The 15,679-nt window shown below is 71.9% G+C and carries 15 protein-coding genes; 7 read left to right on the plus strand and 8 right to left on the minus strand.

Going from position 1 to position 15,679, the window contains the following annotated elements:
* Nucleotides 1-80: 80 nt before the first annotated feature.
* A complete protein-coding gene (locus tag AB0D31_RS06235) occupies nt 81-767 on the minus strand; it encodes a response regulator (RefSeq protein WP_362717723.1) in 687 nt (228 codons plus the stop codon).
* Nucleotides 764-2,380, minus strand: a complete 1,617-nt coding sequence (locus AB0D31_RS06240; RefSeq protein WP_362717726.1) for an ATP-binding protein — start codon at nt 2,378-2,380, stop codon at nt 764-766. Before AB0D31_RS06240 ends, AB0D31_RS06235 begins: the two co-directional genes overlap by 4 nt.
* Nucleotides 2,381-2,670: 290 nt before the next feature.
* Here AB0D31_RS06240 and AB0D31_RS06245 point away from each other — a divergent pair, with 290 nt between their 5' ends.
* Complete coding sequence (locus AB0D31_RS06245) at nt 2,671-3,984, plus strand: cation:dicarboxylase symporter family transporter (RefSeq protein ID WP_362717862.1); 1,314 nt, start codon at nt 2,671-2,673, stop codon at nt 3,982-3,984.
* On the opposite strand, the gene AB0D31_RS06250 is transcribed toward AB0D31_RS06245, so the two are convergent.
* Entirely contained in the window at nt 3,977-4,576 is a 600-nt protein-coding gene (locus AB0D31_RS06250) for a hypothetical protein (protein WP_362717729.1), read from the minus strand. The genes AB0D31_RS06245 and AB0D31_RS06250 overlap by 8 nt on opposite strands.
* 362 nt (nt 4,577-4,938) lie before the next feature.
* The gene (locus AB0D31_RS06255) at nt 4,939-5,391 is read right to left on the minus strand and encodes a phospholipase (RefSeq protein WP_362717732.1); all 453 of its coding nucleotides are present in this window, start codon (nt 5,389-5,391) and stop codon (nt 4,939-4,941) included.
* Nucleotides 5,392-5,677: 286 nt separating this feature from the next.
* Between AB0D31_RS06255 and AB0D31_RS06260 the strand changes: the two genes are divergently transcribed.
* On the plus strand, nt 5,678-6,361 hold the full coding sequence (locus AB0D31_RS06260) for an alpha/beta hydrolase (RefSeq protein ID WP_362717735.1): 684 nt from the start codon (nt 5,678-5,680) through the stop codon (nt 6,359-6,361).
* A gap of 127 nt (nt 6,362-6,488) precedes the next feature.
* On the opposite strand, the gene AB0D31_RS06265 is transcribed toward AB0D31_RS06260, so the two are convergent.
* On the minus strand, nt 6,489-7,052 hold the full coding sequence (locus AB0D31_RS06265) for a TetR/AcrR family transcriptional regulator (RefSeq protein WP_362717864.1): 564 nt from the start codon (nt 7,050-7,052) through the stop codon (nt 6,489-6,491).
* A 209-nt stretch (nt 7,053-7,261) separates the two neighbouring features.
* Here AB0D31_RS06265 and AB0D31_RS06270 point away from each other — a divergent pair, with 209 nt between their 5' ends.
* Nucleotides 7,262-8,932, plus strand: a complete 1,671-nt coding sequence (locus AB0D31_RS06270) for an MFS transporter (RefSeq protein ID WP_362717738.1) — start codon at nt 7,262-7,264, stop codon at nt 8,930-8,932.
* Between the two features lie 136 nt (nt 8,933-9,068).
* Here AB0D31_RS06270 and AB0D31_RS06275 read toward each other — a convergent pair whose 3' ends face one another.
* Nucleotides 9,069-9,938: an aldo/keto reductase gene (locus AB0D31_RS06275; protein WP_362717740.1), complete on the minus strand. Its 870-nt coding sequence runs from the start codon at nt 9,936-9,938 to the stop codon at nt 9,069-9,071.
* Between the two features lies 1 nt (nt 9,939).
* Nucleotides 9,940-10,845, minus strand: coding sequence for an NAD-dependent epimerase/dehydratase family protein (locus AB0D31_RS06280; protein ID WP_362717742.1), 906 nt, complete (start codon nt 10,843-10,845; stop codon nt 9,940-9,942).
* Nucleotides 10,846-10,924: 79 nt separating this feature from the next.
* Here AB0D31_RS06280 and AB0D31_RS06285 point away from each other — a divergent pair, with 79 nt between their 5' ends.
* The 4 genes from AB0D31_RS06285 to AB0D31_RS06300 all read left to right on the plus strand — a co-directional run bounded on the left by AB0D31_RS06285 (nt 10,925) and on the right by AB0D31_RS06300 (nt 14,735).
* Nucleotides 10,925-11,455, plus strand: coding sequence for an Lrp/AsnC family transcriptional regulator (locus AB0D31_RS06285; protein ID WP_362717745.1), 531 nt, complete (start codon nt 10,925-10,927; stop codon nt 11,453-11,455).
* 78 nt (nt 11,456-11,533) lie between these two features.
* Nucleotides 11,534-12,001: a MerR family transcriptional regulator gene (locus tag AB0D31_RS06290; protein ID WP_362717747.1), complete on the plus strand. Its 468-nt coding sequence runs from the start codon at nt 11,534-11,536 to the stop codon at nt 11,999-12,001.
* A complete protein-coding gene (gene trxA / locus AB0D31_RS06295; protein ID WP_362717750.1) occupies nt 11,998-12,330 on the plus strand; it encodes a thioredoxin in 333 nt (110 codons plus the stop codon). Before AB0D31_RS06290 ends, trxA begins: the two co-directional genes overlap by 4 nt.
* Nucleotides 12,331-12,497: 167 nt before the next feature.
* Nucleotides 12,498-14,735, plus strand: a complete 2,238-nt coding sequence (locus AB0D31_RS06300; protein ID WP_362717753.1) for a helicase — start codon at nt 12,498-12,500, stop codon at nt 14,733-14,735.
* Between the two features lie 267 nt (nt 14,736-15,002).
* Here AB0D31_RS06300 and AB0D31_RS06305 read toward each other — a convergent pair whose 3' ends face one another.
* A complete protein-coding gene (locus tag AB0D31_RS06305; protein ID WP_362717756.1) occupies nt 15,003-15,578 on the minus strand; it encodes a hypothetical protein in 576 nt (191 codons plus the stop codon).
* Nucleotides 15,579-15,679 lie beyond the last annotated feature (101 nt).

The following is a 15,679-nucleotide window of genomic DNA, read 5'->3' on the forward strand; positions in this document are numbered from 1 at the left end:
ACGGCCGCACTCGGCTGCCCGGTGAACGTAAGGGCGCCCGCTGCCAAGGTCAACCCCGCAGCAGCCCGCACAGGGCTTGCTCAACTTCCTTGACCGCTGGCCGAGTTGAGCCAGCGGTACTGCAACTCCGGACGCCCGATCTGACCGTACTGCGGGGTGCGCCCGGCGCGGCCGGAGGTGACCAGATGCTCCAGATAGCGGCGGGCGGTGATCCGCGAGATGCCGACGGCGAGGCCGGCCTCCGCCGCCGTCACACCGTCCGGGGCCTCCCGCAGCGTGCGGGTGACGGCCTGGAGAGTGGGTGCGCTGAGCCCCTTGGGGAGCGCGGAGGGCTGGGGAGCGCGCAGTGCGGCGAGCGCCCGGTCTACCTCCTCCTGCCCGCTCGCCTCCCCGGCCGTCGCCCGGAACTCGGCGTACCGCACGAGCCGGTCGCGCAGCGTGGGGAAGGTGAACGGCTTCAGCACGTACTGCACCACCCCCAGCGAAACACCCTCGCGGACCATCGTCAGGTCCCGCGCCGACGTCACCGCCACCACGTCCGCGCCGTGCCCCGCAGCGCGCAGCGACCGGACGAGCTGGAGGCCGTGCCCGTCCGGCAGATACAGGTCGAGCAGGAGCAGATCCACCTCGGTCCGCTCCAGGGCGCGCAGCGCCTCGGCCCGCGAATGGGCGACCGCCACGGCGGTGAAGCCCGGCACCCGGCCGACATAGAGCCGGTGCGCCTCCGCGGCGACGGGATCGTCCTCGACGACCAGCACCCTGATCATGCGCGTACTCCCTGCTCCATCTGCTCCATCTGCTCTATCGGCAGCCGTACGGTGAACTCGGCGCCTCCGTAAGGGCTTTGGTCGAGCGCGATGGTGCCGCCGTGCCGTGCCGCGGTGAGCCTCACGAGCGCCAGGCCGAGGCCGCGCCCCGGGCTCTTCGTCGACCAGCCGCGCTCGAACACGGCCTCGGCGGCCGCCGGGCCGATGCCGGGCCCGCTGTCGGCGACCCGCACCACGAGATCGCCGTCCTCGGCGATGAGGGTGACGGCGACCTCGGCGGCCGCGCTGCCCTGCGCCGCGTCCACCGCGTTGTCGAGCAGGTTGCCGAGCACCGTGACCAGATCGCGGGCGGGCAGGGTCGCCGGCAGCAGGCCGTCGCCGATCGCGCTGCCCTCGGTGAGGACCAGCCGCACGCCCTGCTCGTTGGCCTGTGCCGCCTTGCCGAGCAGCAGGGCCGCGAGCACCGGCTCGCCGACCGCCGTGACCACCTGGTCGGTGAGCGCCTGAGCCAGCTCCAGTTCGGCGGTGGCGAACTCGACGGCCTCCTCGACTCGGCCCAGCTCGATGAGCGAGACGACCGTGTGCAGCCGGTTCGCCGCCTCGTGCGCCTGCGCCCGCAGCGCCTGCGTGAAGCCGCGCTCGGAGTCCAACTCGCCTGACAGCGCCTGGAGTTCGGTGTGATCGCGCAGGGTGACCACGGTGCCGCGCCGGTCGCCGGAGGAGACCGGGCGGCTGTTGAGGACCACGATCCGGTCGGCGGTCATGTGCACCTCGTCCACCCTCGGCCCGTCGGTGAGCAGCGCCCCGGCGAGCGCGGCGGGCAGACCGAGGCCGGCCACCGGGCGGCCCACCACGTCCTCGCCGAGCCCGAGCAGCTCGCGACCGCCGTCGTTGATCAGCGCGATCCGCCGCTCCCCGTCGAGCATGAGCAGCCCCTCGCGTACCGCGTGCAGGGTGGCCTGGTGGTAGTCGTGCATCCGGCTCAGCCCGGCGGCGTTCATGCCGTGGGTGTGCCGGCGCAGCCGCGCGTTGATCACGTAGGTACCGAGGCCGCCGAGGGTGAGCGCGCCGCCCGCCATCGCGCCGAGCGCGGCCAGCTGCTTGTGCACCTGCTCGCTGATCCGGTCGATGGTGATGCCCGCGCTGACGAGCGCGGTGATCCGGCCATGATCATCGGGGTCGCGCACGGGTGCCACGACCCGCACGGAAGGGCCGAGCACCCCCATGTGGGTCTCCGCGAACGTCTTGCCGCGCAGCGCGGGGCCGGTGTCACCGAGATACGCCTTCCCGATCTCGCCCGGCACCGGGTGCGTCCAGCGGGTGCCGTCCGGCGCCATCACCACGACGAAGTCGACGCCGGTCGTGGTGCGCAGCGTCTCCGCGTACGGCTGGAGGGCAGCCGTGGGGTCCTTGGTGCGGGCTGCGGCGATCACCGAGGGCGAGGCGGCGACGGAGGTGGCGGTCGCGATCGCCTGGCGCCGCGCGGTCTCCTCGGCCTGGTGGCGGTCGGTGACGTACGAGAAGAGCGCGCACCCTGCCACGATCGAGGCGACCAGGACCACCTGCATGGCGAAGAGCTGACCGGCGAGGGAGCGGGGTCCTGGGAGACGCATCCGGTAAGTGTGCTGGCTGGTTCTGTGTGAACGAAATGCACGTAAGGGTGACCGGCGTCACAGGGTGCTGGATAGTCGCGGGGATCGCTGAATCGGCCATCGGGACATGGCCGGCCCCGGCCGTGGGACATGGCCGCAGCGGCAGCCGCTATCTAGGAGGACCCCCCGTGGCCGAGCCAGCCGCCACCCCACGCAGCGAAGGCCCCGCAAACAGCCGAGGCCCCGCGCGCAGTGAACGCCCCGCACGCAACGAACGACCCGCGCGCCGGGAGCGCACCCACTACCTCTACCTGGCCGTGATCGGCGCGGTGCTGCTCGGCATCGTGGTGGGGTTCGCGGCGCCGGGGGTCGCCGTCCAGCTGAAGCCGATCGGCACCGGGTTCGTGAACCTGATCAAGATGATGATCTCGCCGATCATCTTCTGCACGATCGTCCTGGGCGTCGGCTCGGTGCGCAAGGCCGCGAAGGTCGGTGCGGTGGGCGGCCTCGCGCTCGGCTACTTCCTCGTGATGTCGACCGTGGCGCTCGCCATCGGCCTCGTGGTCGGCAACATCCTGGAGCCCGGCAGCGGCCTCCACCTGACCGAGGCCGCGCGGCACGCCGGCGCCAAGCAGGCCGCGGGCGCGAGCGAGTCGACCGCGGACTTCCTGCTCTCGATCATCCCGAAGACCATGGTGTCCGCCTTCACCGAGGGCCAGGTCCTCCAGACCCTCCTGATCGCCCTCCTCGCCGGCTTCGCCCTCCAGGCGCTCGGCTCGGCCGGGCAGCCGGTGCTGCGCGGCGTCGAACACATCCAGCGGCTCGTCTTCCGCATCCTGGCGATGGTCATGTGGGTGGCGCCCATCGGAGCGTTCGGCGCGATCGCGGGGGTGGTCGGCGAGACCGGCGTGGACGCCCTGAAGGCGCTCGCCGTCATCATGATCGGCTTCTACGTCACCTGCGCCCTGTTCGTCTTCGTCGTACTCGGCGCGATCCTGAAGCTCCTGACCGGCGTCAACATCTTCAGCCTCCTGAAGTACCTGGCCAGGGAGTTCCTGCTGATCCTGTCGACGTCGTCGTCGGAGTCGGCGCTGCCCCGCCTGATCGCGAAGATGGAGCACCTGGGGGTGAGCCGCTCGGTCGCCGGCATCACGGTGCCGACGGGCTACTCCTTCAACCTTGACGGCACCGCGATCTACCTGACGATGTCCTCCCTGTTCATCGCCAACGCCATGGGCAAGCCGCTGGGCGCGAGTGAGCAGATCTCGTTGCTCCTGTTCATGATCATCGCCTCGAAGGGTGCGGCGGGCGTCACCGGCGCGGGCCTCGCGACCCTGGCGGGCGGCCTCCAGTCGCACCGCCCCGAACTGGTCGACGGCGTCGGCCTGATCGTCGGCATCGACCGTTTCATGAGCGAGGCGCGGGCGCTGACCAACTTCGCGGGCAACGCGGTCGCCTGCGTCCTCGTGGGCACCTGGACGAAGGAGATCGACAAGGCCCGGGTGGGGGAGGTCCTGGCGGGACGACTCCCGTTCGACGAGCGGATGTTGACGGCGGGGGAGGCGGAGCCGTCGGTGCCGGAGCAGCGCGACGAGCGGAAGGCGACCTCGCAGGTGCCTAGTTGAGGATGTTGACGGCGCGGGCGACGACCAGCACGACGGTCAGCAGCGACACCGCGGACTGAAGCACCATCAGCATCTTCGCCCACCGGTTGAGCGGCATGACGTCGGTGGGGCTGAACGCGGTGGCGTTGGTGAACGACAGGTACAGGTAGTCCGGGAAGGCCGGTTCCCAGTGCGGCGGGGCCAGTTCGGGGCTCTGCATCTGCGGGAAGAGGAAGTCGGGGTAGGCGCGGTCCGCCCGCACCCGGGCGAGCGGGCCGCCCCGGTCCCACTCCCAGTACCAGAGCGCGAACACGATCACATTGGTCAGCCAGATGCCACCGCCCGTCACCAGCAGGGCGGCCGCGTCGTGGCCTTCCTGCCCCCGCACGAGCCCCACCACGAGCCGCACCGCAGACCAGCCGTTGGCCGCGCTGATACAGGCGATCAGCACGAGCCCGGCCGGCCGGTAGAGCCGCGAGGGGCGCTCGATGCGTACGGGGTTGGCGGCGACCAGGGCGACCATGAGCGCGATCTCCAGGGCGGGCAGCAGCCACCCCGGCTGAATGCTCAGCCGCGCGGGCAAGGTCCACTGCAACGCGACCGCGACCCCCACGGCTGCGGTGGATGCCCACCGTGTCTCCCCTTGAGTGACGCGCAACCAGGCGGGGAGCGGGGGGTGCGGCGCGGAGCCGGGGCTGGATACGGTCGCGGGCGCGGGGCCTGAGCCAGGCGCGGGCTCGGGCTCCGGGTTGGCGTCGTTGCGTGGGTGCGTCACGGGGTCATGCTGCCAGGCGCCCCCGCAATGACCGTGGCTGAACTGCGGTTCGCCGCCGTGCGCCTGTCGGAACGCCTCGTCGACGTCATGCGCCTCGGGAAAGCCGAGGGGCCGGCTCGGGGTGCGGCCCCCGTACTGAGGAGGGCGCGGCGCCCCCAGCCGGGGGCGGGGTCCGGTACCGGGGGCCTGGCCGGCCGGGGTCAGCTGCCGAGGGCCTTCACCGCCTGGTAGTACGTCCACGCCGTCGCGTCGCACGACGTCTTCTTCGCGCCGCTGTACGCAGTGCAGACCCGCTTCAGGTCCTCGTACAGGGCGCTGTCGATGCGCGCCTTGTTGGCCGGGAACTGGCCCGCCGCCTTGTAGTTGCGGTAGCCGAAGTCGTGCCGGGCGCAGGAGGACTTGAAGGGGAAGCCGAAGGGATTGTCGGGGGAGTCGGAGCAGTAGTCCGTCGACCAGTCGAAGCCGTACGCGGACCACTGGGACTGGTCGGCGCGGGCGGCCTGGAACGCGTTCGAGCTGGTGGCGCTCGTCTGCGTGAAGGAGGCGAGCACCTGCGGCTTGTCGGCCGGTGCGGCCTGGGCCGGGGCGGTGGCCAGACCGGCGAGGGCGAGCGCGGCGGCGGCGGTCATGCTCAGCGTGGTACGACGGCGCATCCTGAACCTCCGTGAGGGAAAGGGCGGTTGACCCGGCCGTCACTTTCGCCGCACGGGCTCCGCGCGCGCTACAGATTCACTGGAGGCTAAAAGACAGGGGGAGTGGCGCGGTCCGGTGCGCGCCCGTGCTGTCGAGCGACGTCAACAACCCTGCTGCGGCGGCTGTTTCACAGTGCGAAGCCCGTGGCGGGTTCCGCCGCGACCCCTCGGGCGGCCGGCCCGTTGTCAGAGGGGGGAGGTAGCGTGCCGGCGACGCGTCTTCTGCTGCTGCCCCCGGGGGATCACCGTGGACATCCTGCTCATCGCCGGCCTGTGGCTCGACGGGACCGCATGGGACGAGGTCGCGGCGGAACTCGCCGCGCTCGGCCACCGGCCGGTGCCGCTCACCCTGCCCGGGCAGGGCGACGGCGACGCCTCCGCGACCCTCGACGACCAGGTCGCCGCCGTGCTCGCGGCTGTTGACGCCGCGCCGCGGAAGCCACTGGTGGTCGGGCACTCCGTGGCCGCGAGCCTGGCCTGGCTCGCGGTCGACGCACGCCCCGGCAAGGTCGCGGGCGCCGTCCTGATCGGCGGCTTCCCCGCTCCCGACGGCCGGGCCTACGCCGACTTCTTCGCGATCGAGGACGGCCGAATGCCGTTCCCGGGCTGGGCCCCCTTCGAGGGGCCGGACGCCGCCGACCTGGACGGGGCGGCCCGCGAGCGCATCGCGTCCACCGCGATTCCCGTACCGGAAGCGGTGGCCAGGGGAATCGTGCGCCTCGCCGACGAGCGCCGTTTCGGCATCCCCGTCGTGGTGGTGTGCCCGGAGTTCACCCCCACCCAGGCGAAGGAGTGGATCGCCGAGGGCGAGAGCCCCGAACTCGCGCGCGCCGCCCATGTCTCGTACGTGGACCTCGACTCGGGCCACTGGCCCATGGTCACCCGCCCGCGCGAACTCGCCCGGATCCTGGCGGAGTCCGCCCACTCCTGACCCTGCGCGAGCCATACCCGGCCGGCGCCCCGCCCGGCGCGAGCCGCACCCGGCCGGCGCCCCGCCCGGCGCGAGGCGGACCGGACGGGGCACCCGCCCCGCGCACCCGGCCAGCCCGCGCACCCGGCTAGCGCGTGAGCGCCGCCGTCACAACCTCCGCCGCGCGCCCCGCCGGCACCCCCGCCGAGAGCAGCAGCGTCGTCGCCGCCGCGCGACCGGCCTCCGCGGCGGGCAGCGCCCCCTCGTTCACGGCCTCCATCAGGCCGAACAGGGACTGCTCATGTACGTAGGCGAGGGCAGCCGGGGCCAGCGGTGAGGCGAACACGCCCTCGCGCAGGCCCCGTTGGAGCAGGTCCACGCACTCCTTGCGGACCGGCGCGAGGCGCTGCTTGATGCCCGCCATGGTGACGCTGCGCTGGGCCAGCGCGACCAGAAGCCGGTAACGGTCGGCGATCTCCCAGACCGCGAGGGTGGCGCGGGCCAGCGCCTCGGCCGGGTCCGTGATCCCCTCGCGTCCCTCGCGGTGCGCGTCCGCGACGGTCTCCGCCGCCTCGTCCACCAGCGCCGCGATCAACGCGTCCCGGCTCGGGAAGTGCCCGTACACCGTGCGCCGTACGACACCCGCCGCCCGGGCGATGTGGTCCATCGACGCGTCCGGGTCGCGCATCAGCTCGGCGAAGGCCACTTCCATGATGCGGCGGCGATTCGCGTCGGCGCGGCCCCCCGAGGGGGCGGCAGGGGTAGCAGTCACCGCCCCATTTTGCACAGCGCCGTGCAGAGGCGTAAATTGCACAGCAGTGTGTAATTGCACAGTGATGTGCAAGTAGATCTTCCCCCATGGGGGCCCGGAGGCCGCAGCAGACCTCCGGGGAGAGCAAGACCGAGGAAGGGTGAGACACCGTGGGTCTCGTCATCAAGGATCCCGTCGAGACGATGGGGGCGCCCTACCGGCGGCGCTGGTGGGCGCTGCTCGTGCTCTGCCTGAGCCTGTTGATCATCGTGATGGCGAACACCGCCCTCACCGTCGCCGCCCCCGACATGACCAAAGACCTCGGGCTCAGCAGCTCCGACCTCCAATGGGTCATCGACGGCTACACCGTGCCGTACGCCGCGCTGATGCTGCTGCTCGGCGCGATAGGCGACAAGTACAGCCGCCGGGGCGCACTCGTGCTCGGGCTCCTCGTCTTCGCGGGCGCCTCCGTGGCCGGCTCGCTCGTCGACAGTTCGACGGGCGTCATCGCCTCCCGCGCCGTCATGGGCGTCGGCGCCGCGTTGATCATGCCCGCGACCCTGTCCCTGCTCGCCTCCACCTTCCCGCGCGCGGAGCGTGCCAAGGCGATCCTGCTGTGGACCGCGACCGCCGGAATCGCCATCGCCGCAGGGCCGTTGGTCGCGGGCGCGCTTCTGGAGAACCACGGCTGGGCCTCGACGTTCCTCATCAACGTGCCGATCGCGCTGCTCGCGGTCGTCGGCGCGCTCGTCCTCGTACCGCCGTCCAAGGCCGCCCACCACGACCGCATCGACTACATCGGCGGCCTGCTCTCGGTGGTCTCCGTCGGCGCGCTCGTCTACATGATCATCCAGGGCCCGCACTTCGGCTGGGACGCCAAGGCGATCGGCGCCGCCGTCGTCGCCGGCCTGGGCTTCGTGTTCTTCGTCCTGTGGGAGCTGCGCCACCCGCGGCCCGTCCTGAACGTACGCCGCTTCGCGCACCGCATGTTCTCCGGCTCGCTGCTCGCGGTCGCGCTGTTCTTCCTCGCCGTGTTCGGCGCGTTCTACTACCTCACCCAGCACCTCCAGTTCGTGCTCGGCTACACCCCGCTGGAGACCGGCATCCGCATGCTGCCGCTGGCCGGCGCGGTCTTCGTGGGCTCCGCCCTGACCGGTCTGCTCACGCCGCGGCTCGGCATGAAGGTCACGGTCACCGCCGGCATGGTCGCCGGAACCGTCGCGCTCGCGCTGCTCACGCGCGTCGACTCCGGTTCCGGGTACGGCGACTTCCTCGCCCCGCTGATCATCCTCGGTGTCGCCATCGGACTCGCCCTCTCACCCTGCACCGATGCGATCATGGGCGCGTTCCCCGAGGCCGAACTCGGCGTCGGCGGCGCCGTCAACGACACCTCGCTCGAACTCGGCGGCTCGCTCGGCATCGCCATCCTCGGCTCGGTGCTCGCCAAGTCGTACTCCTCGCACCTCGCGGACGCCACCGCGGGTACGAAGCTGCCCGCCTCCGCGCTCAGCACCGCGCAGGATTCCGTGGGCGCCGGGTATGCCGTCGCCCAGGGCATCGGCGAGCAGGCCAAGCAGCTCGGCGCGCAGGCGCTGCACGCGGGCTCCCCGCAGCAGGCGGCCCAGCTGAAGGCGCAGGCCGAGCAACTGGCCGCCGGCGCCCAGCAGATGAGCCATGCGGTCGGCTCCGCCTTCTCCGACGCGGTCGCCCGCACCAGCCTCGTCGGCGCGGTGATCCTGGGGGTCGGAACCGTCCTGGTCGCCGTGCTGCTGCCGCGCCGCGGCAAGGGGGACGAGCAGGCGGGCGAGAGCGTCGAGGAGCGCGAGAGCCTCACCATCTGAAGCCGGCACGGTGGAGGGGGGCGGCCGGTGTTGCCGGGTTCACCCAGGCAGTGCAAGTTCCTTCCGCCACCCCGCCCGCCCCGGCAGCGCAAGCTCCGCCATGGCTCACCCCGGCAGCGCCGCCCGCCCCGCCCGCTCACCCCAACAGCGCAAGCTCCGCCCCGCTCAGTACGAGATCGGCCGCAGCCGCGGAGTCCCGTACCGAAGCGGGGCGGCTGCCTCCCGGGATCGGCACCACCGTGGGCGATAGGCTCAACAGCCAGGCCAGAACGACCTGTTGAGGGCTTACGTTCCGTGCACGCGCCACCGTGTGGAAGGCGGAATCGGGTGCGGGGGCGCCGCCCGTTCCTTCGAGCGCGCTGCGCGAGATCCCGCCCAGCGGGCTCCACGGCAGGAACGCCAGCCCCAGCTCCGCGCAGAGCCGCAGCTCCGGCTCGCTGTCGCGCACGGCCGGTGAGTAGCGGTTCTGTACGGAGACGAGCAGGTCACCCAGGACGCGCCGCGCCTCGCCGATCTGCCCGGTGTCCACATTGGAGATCCCCACCGCACGGACCTTGCCCTCCTCTGCCAGCTCGCGCAGTGCGCCCACGGACTCGGCGAACGGCACCCCTGGGTCGGGCTTGTGCAGCTGGTAGAGGCCGATCGCCTCGACACCGAGCCGCTTGAGCGAGGCCTCGGCGGCGCGGCGCAGATGGCCCGGGTCGCCCTGAACCGTCCAGCCGCCGTCGTCGGTACGGCCCCGGCCGCCCTTGGTGGCGACCAGGACATGATCGGTCGCGCCGCCGTAGGCGGCCAGGGCGCGGGCCACCAGGAGTTCGTTGTGGCCGGGCTCGCCGCCCGGCGCGTAGTAGGAGTCGGCGGTATCGATGAGGGTGATCCCGGCGTCGAGCGCGGCGTGCACGGTGACCTGCGCCCGGGTCTCGTCGGGGTGGCCCTCGATGGACAGGGGCATCGCCCCGTAGCCGATGGCGCCCACCTGGAAAGGGCCAAGGTTGCGGTACTGCATGTCAGTTGACTCCCAGTGTCTCGGTGACGGCGCGCGTCAGCCAGTCCTCGGTGTGCGAGAAGGTGAAGCCGAGGGACTCGGCGCGGGCGTTGTCCATGGCGTACGAGCGGGCGAAGGAGAACGGCGACACCGCGCCGACCTCCACCGGCTGGTAGCGCACTGCCGGATGGCCGCCGTCGAACGTACCGGTGATCGCGGCCACGATGTCCTCGGTGACCAGCGGCCCGTGCGATGCGGCGTTCACCGGACCGGTGAAGTCCTGCCGCGTCACCCAGAACAGGAACGCCGCGATCTCCTCGACGTCGATGTACGTCGCCGGACGGTTCGCCGCGGCGATGGCGACGGGCTCACCGGCGCGGATCCGGTCGGCGTAATGGGTGAGGCGCCCGGTGAAGTCGTCCGCCCCGCCCAGGACATGGGCCACCCGCACCGCGACGTGGGGAAAGGGCGGTCCGGTGGCGAACACCGCCTCGGCCTGCCGCTTGCCCTCCCCGTAGTACTCGGCCACGAACTCGGGCTCGTGCCAGGGGAGTTCAGGGGTAATGATGACGGTGGCCGCGTCGAGCGCGTCCTCGCCGACGGGCTCGGCGCGGTCCTCGTACTCGTACACCTCGACCGTGGACGTCATGACGTACCGCGCGGTGCGGCCGGTGAAGACGCGGCGCGCGATCGCGGCCTGGCGGGGGGTGTAACAGACCTGGTCGACGACGGCGTCGAAAGTGCGCTCGCCGATGGCCGCGGCCAGGGACGGCTCGTCGTCGCGGTCGGCGATCAGGTGGACCACGCCCGGCGGGGGTGGCGCCGACCCCCGGTTCAGGACCGTGACCCGGTCGCCGGCCGCGAGCAGCCGGGTGATCAGCCGCTTGCCGAAGTAGCGGTTTCCGCCGATGACCAGAACGTCACGCATGCCGTCAATTCCCTTCCCCATCACGGGTTTTCCCGGATACCAGTGTTACGTTGACGGCTCCGGGACTGAAGGGGGAAACATGGGAGATCTTGCGGCGGTACCGAAAGAACCACGGCATTCGCGGAGTGCGGCCAACGATTCCTCAGCGGGGTTCGATCAGGTGGACCGGCAGCTGCTCGATCTCGTCCAGCGGGAGGGCCGAATCAAGCTCAGTGAGCTCGGCCGGCGGGTCAGGCTGAGCCCCGCGGCCGTCACCGAGCGGCTGCGCAGACTGGAGGCGGGCGGCACGATCACGGGGTACGGGGCGCGCGTCGATCCGGCCCGCCTCGGCTACGGCATCCAGGCGTTCATCCGGGTCAACCCGCACGGCGGCTACAACCTGAAGCACCCGAGGACGCTGGAGCTGATGGAGCGCCCGGAGATCATCGAGGTGCACCACGTGGTGGGCGAGGACTGCTGGATCCTCAAGGTGGCCGTGGCCGACACCGCCCACCTGGAAGAGGTCCTGGAGCAGACCTCGGTGCTGGGACGTACGACGACGTCGATCGTCCTCTCGTCGCCGGTCGGCGGCCGCGAGGGAAAGCCACTGCTGCCGCCGGTACGGGACTGACCGGGCCCCGACCGCGCCGGGTTCGCCCCGCCCGCCCGGCTTGCCCTGCCGCCGACGTCAAGGATTACCGTCCTTGTCATGCGCATCGGCGAGCTCGCGGCGCGGGCAGGGACGACCACCCGCACGCTTCGGTACTACGAGTCGCGTGGCCTGCTGGCCGCGCGGCGCACAGGCAACGGCTACCGGACCTACGACGAGGACGACCTGCGGCTGCTCCGGCAGATCAAGACCCTGCAGGACTTCGGGTTCGAGCTGGAGGAGACCCGGCCGTTCGTGGAGTGTCTGCGGGCCGGCCATCCGGCGGGGGACACCTGCCCCGCGTCGCTCGCCGTGTACCGCCGCAAGCTGACCGAGCTCGATGCGCTGATCGGTGAACTCACCGCCGTACGCGCCCAGGTCGGCGAGGAGCTGGCACGGGCGGAGGTGATGGCGACGGCGCGGGTCCCGGGAGGCCCCGAGCCGCGCTGCGAACTGAGCCCGCCGACGCCGGCCGGGCAGATCCCACCGCACACAGCAGAGCACTCAGCAGAGGAGACGACGCAATGATCAAGGCGGCAGGCGTGGACGAGGTCACCGACGAGACCTTTGACGCCGAGGTGATGAAGGCCGGGCTTCCGGTCCTGGTGGAGTTCACGGCCGACTGGTGCGGGCCGTGCCGACAGCTCGCCCCGGTCCTGAGCGCGCTGGCGGTGGAGGAGGCGGACCGGCTGAAGATCGTCCAGCTCGATGTGGACCGGAACCCGGAGACGACCGCGAAGTACGGCGTCCTGTCGATGCCCACGCTGATGGTCTTCCGCGCGGGCGAGCCGGTGAAGGCGATGGTGGGTGCGCGCCCCAAGCGGCGGCTGGCGCGGGAGCTCGAAGACGTCCTCTGATGTGAGCCGCACCGACCCCTGACCTGACGTGTCCCGAGCGCAAAGAAAATGCCCCGGATGAATTGACATCCGGGGCATTCCCTTGCGTATATTAGGTGTTTCGTGTCTCGGCACAACAAAGATACGAAGAAGCCTTATGAGAGCACTGTAACGCGTCAGGAGTGGAATTGTCAACCGAGGAATTTCGGAAGGAACAGCAATTCATCACCGGTCTCTACGCCCGCCTCGACGAGCTGCGGGACCAGGCCGAGGCCGCGACGCGGACGGCGTTGGCGCAGGCCGGGACGGGTCTCCAGGCCCGCCTTGAGCGCGATGTGCTGGTCGCCGAACAGTCCGGACTGCTCGGCGCCCTGAATGCGGGCGAGAACGGGCTGTGCTTCGGCAGGCTCGATTTCCAAGACGGTACGTCGCGTCATGTCGGACGCATCGGAATCCGCAGGGACGACCGCGAACGTACCCCTCTCGTGATCGACTGGCGCGCGGAAGTCGCCCGCCCCTTCTATCTCGCCACCGGCTATTCCCCCATGGGATTGCGGCGCCGGCGGCACATCACCACCGAGGGCCGCACCGTCACCGCGCTCCACGACGAGCTGCTCGACCTGACCGACTCCGAGCGCACCGGACACGAGAGCGCCACCGCCGACGAGGTGCTGCTCGCCGCGCTCGACGCCGCCCGCACCGGCCGGATGCACGACATCGTGCAGACCATCCAGGCCGAGCAGGACCGCATCATCCGCGCCCCGCACCGCGGAGTACTCGTCGTCGAAGGCGGCCCCGGCACCGGAAAGACCGTCGTCGCGCTGCACCGGGCGGCCTATCTCCTGTATGAGCACCGGGAGTTGCTGGCGCGCAGGGCCGTCCTCGTCGTGGGACCCAACCCCGCGTTCCTCGGCTACATCGGCGATGTCCTGCCCTCACTCGGCGAGACCGGGGTGCTCCTCTCGACCCTGTCCGAGCTCTTCCCCGGCGTACACGCGACCGGCACCGACACCCCGGAAGCGGCGGAGGTCAAGGGCCGCGCCGCGATGGCCGACGTGCTCGCGGCCGTCGTACGCGACCGCCAGACCGTGCCCGAGCGGGGCATCGACATCCCGCACGAGGGCTACGGCACGCTCCAGCTCGACCGGGCGATGGCGGAGGACGCCCGGTGGAAGGCGCGCGAGAGCGGGCTCCCGCACAACCTGGCCCGCCCCCACTTCGCCTTCCACATCATCGACGCGCTCACCGCGCAGCTCGTGGAGCGCATCGGCGCCGACCCCTTCGGCGGGCCGAACCTGCTGGGCCCCGACGACGCCGCGCAGATGGGCAAGGAGATCGCGACGAGCCCCGAGGTGCACGCGGCGATCGGGGAGCTCTGGCCGCAGCTGACGGCCGAGGAGCTCGTGACGGACTTCCTCGCCGACCCGGCCCATCTCCCGGACGCCGACGCCAAGTCGATCCGGCGCGAGGGCGGCGCGTGGACACCCGGCGACGTGCCGCTGCTCGACGAGGCGGCGGAACTGCTCGGCGAGGACGACAGTGCGGCGCGGGCCGCCGCCGAGGCCGAACGCCAGGAGCGGATCGCCTACGCGCAGGGCGTGCTCGACCTCTCCGCGGGATCGGAGTCGTACGAGTTCGAGGACGAGGAGTCCGAGGTGCTCGCGGCGCACAACATCATCGACGCCGAGCGGATGGCGGAGCGGCACGAGGAGGCCGACCACCGCAGCGCGGCCGAGCGGGCCGCGGCCGACCGTACCTGGGCGTTCGGCCACATCATCGTCGACGAGGCGCAGGAGCTCTCGGCGATGGCCTGGCGGCTGCTCATGCGACGCTGCCCGACCCGTTCGATGACGCTCGTCGGCGACCCCGCGCAGACCGCGGAGGCGGCGGGGGTGGGGTCGTGGGAACGGATCCTCGCGCCGTACGTCGCCGACGGGCACTGGGAGCACGTGCGGCTGGGCGTCAACTACCGTACGCCCGCCGAGATCATGGAGGTCGCGGCGGAGGTGTGCCGTGCGGGGGACCCGTCCTTCGTGCCGCCGCGCTCGGTGCGGTCCACGGGGGTACGCCCCTGGGCCCGGCGCGTAGCGCCCGACGTGCTCGGCGCGGAGGCGGCCCGCGCGGTGTCCGCCCAGCGGGGTGCGGGCCGCCTCGCGGTGATCGCCCCGGCCCACCTCCACGAGGCGCTCCGCGCGGCCCTGCCCGCCGACACGGCCGGTGGCCCCACCCCGGACCTGACGAGGGAGGTCGTGCTGATCGACCCGCGTCAGGCGAAGGGGCTGGAGTTCGACGGGGTGCTGGTGGTGGAGCCGGGGGAGTATGGGGCGAGCGATCTGTACGTCGCGCTGACGCGGGCGACGCGGTGGCTCGGGGTGCTGCATGTGGGGGAGTTGCCGGGGGCGCTGGGGGGTTTGAGCGCCGCCTGAGCTCCGCGGAGGTCCATCGGGGGAGAGCCGGTGTGCGCGGAACGCGCAGTTCCCCTCGCCCGGCCCCCCACAGGCGGCAGGTGCCGGCGCCCGCATGGCCCACGCAGAACACCGGCTGTTTCGGCGGCCTGGAGCATCTGCCGCTGCCGGATCCGGTCTGTCAGGCCGTTCAATCGTCCTACTGAGCGTCGAGAGGACCTCGCGCCGTTCGACCTGTCCACCCTGCCGGTGCCGGACAAATAGGTCGAACGGCTCGTGGCGGCTCGGTCAGCGAGTCGTTCCCGGGCCCTGTTGGGCGACGGTGTTGCTGGTGGGCGTGCCGTCGGCGCCGGCCAGAGTCACCACGTGCCGGACCCCTTCGGGGTCGAGCACCACGACCTGCCAGCCGCTGCCGCCACCCTGCTGGGCAACCACCCGCAACGATTCGACCTTGCCGCCGGAGACGGCACCCGTCGCCTTGTCCACGGCCTGCGTGGCCGGCAGAGCGGGGAGCGGCGCCGGGGCCTGCTCAAGTTCACCGGCGGCGCCACCCCATCGCTGCTGCCCGGCCTCCCGCGTCTTCTTCTCCCCGCCCCGGCTTTCCGACTGCGGACCGCCGCGGTGGTCCTGGCCCTCGGGGGCGTACCGGCCGCCGGCACGCTCCTCGTGGTGGTGCTCAGCCACGACCGCAGCCGCCGCGCCTCCGCCGATCAGGATCACAAGCCCGAGCGCCACCCATCGTGTACGCCCCTGGCGGGTCAGCCGGGTGAAGCGGCCGCGGCGCCGCGGCGCCTTGGCCGGCCCGGCAGCCTCCTCTCCCGGACCCACGGGGTGCTCGGGAGGCTGGGGGTTGGACTGAGTCATCTGGCTGCTCCTCGCGTTCCACCGGGCACGCACCCGGCTCGGGCAGATCATGCGGGGAACATGCTGAAGCTTTGCTGAAGCGACCTGAAGAACCCTTCAGC

This window comes from Streptomyces sp. NPDC048361 (assembly GCF_040651795.1).
In the GTDB taxonomy this organism is placed as follows: domain Bacteria; phylum Actinomycetota; class Actinomycetes; order Streptomycetales; family Streptomycetaceae; genus Streptomyces.

What these genes read in the sequence shown, in the direction of transcription:
- AB0D31_RS06235 (WP_362717723.1), bottom strand. Translation starts at nt 767, where the DNA reads ATGATCAGGGTGCTGGTCGTCGAGGACGATCCCGTCGCCGCGGAGGCG.
- AB0D31_RS06240 (WP_362717726.1), bottom strand. Translation starts at nt 2,380, where the DNA reads ATGCGTCTCCCAGGACCCCGCTCCCTCGCCGGTCAGCTCTTCGCCATG.
- AB0D31_RS06255 (WP_362717732.1), bottom strand. Translation starts at nt 5,391, where the DNA reads ATGCGCCGTCGTACCACGCTGAGCATGACCGCCGCCGCCGCGCTCGCC.
- AB0D31_RS06265 (WP_362717864.1), bottom strand. Translation starts at nt 7,052, where the DNA reads ATGGAAGTGGCCTTCGCCGAGCTGATGCGCGACCCGGACGCGTCGATG.
- AB0D31_RS06275 (WP_362717740.1), bottom strand. Translation starts at nt 9,938, where the DNA reads ATGCAGTACCGCAACCTTGGCCCTTTCCAGGTGGGCGCCATCGGCTAC.
- AB0D31_RS06280 (WP_362717742.1), bottom strand. Translation starts at nt 10,845, where the DNA reads ATGCGTGACGTTCTGGTCATCGGCGGAAACCGCTACTTCGGCAAGCGG.
- AB0D31_RS06285 (WP_362717745.1), top strand. Translation starts at nt 10,925, where the DNA reads ATGGGAGATCTTGCGGCGGTACCGAAAGAACCACGGCATTCGCGGAGT.
- AB0D31_RS06290 (WP_362717747.1), top strand. Translation starts at nt 11,534, where the DNA reads ATGCGCATCGGCGAGCTCGCGGCGCGGGCAGGGACGACCACCCGCACG.
- trxA (WP_362717750.1), top strand. Translation starts at nt 11,998, where the DNA reads ATGATCAAGGCGGCAGGCGTGGACGAGGTCACCGACGAGACCTTTGAC.
- AB0D31_RS06305 (WP_362717756.1), bottom strand. Translation starts at nt 15,578, where the DNA reads ATGACTCAGTCCAACCCCCAGCCTCCCGAGCACCCCGTGGGTCCGGGA.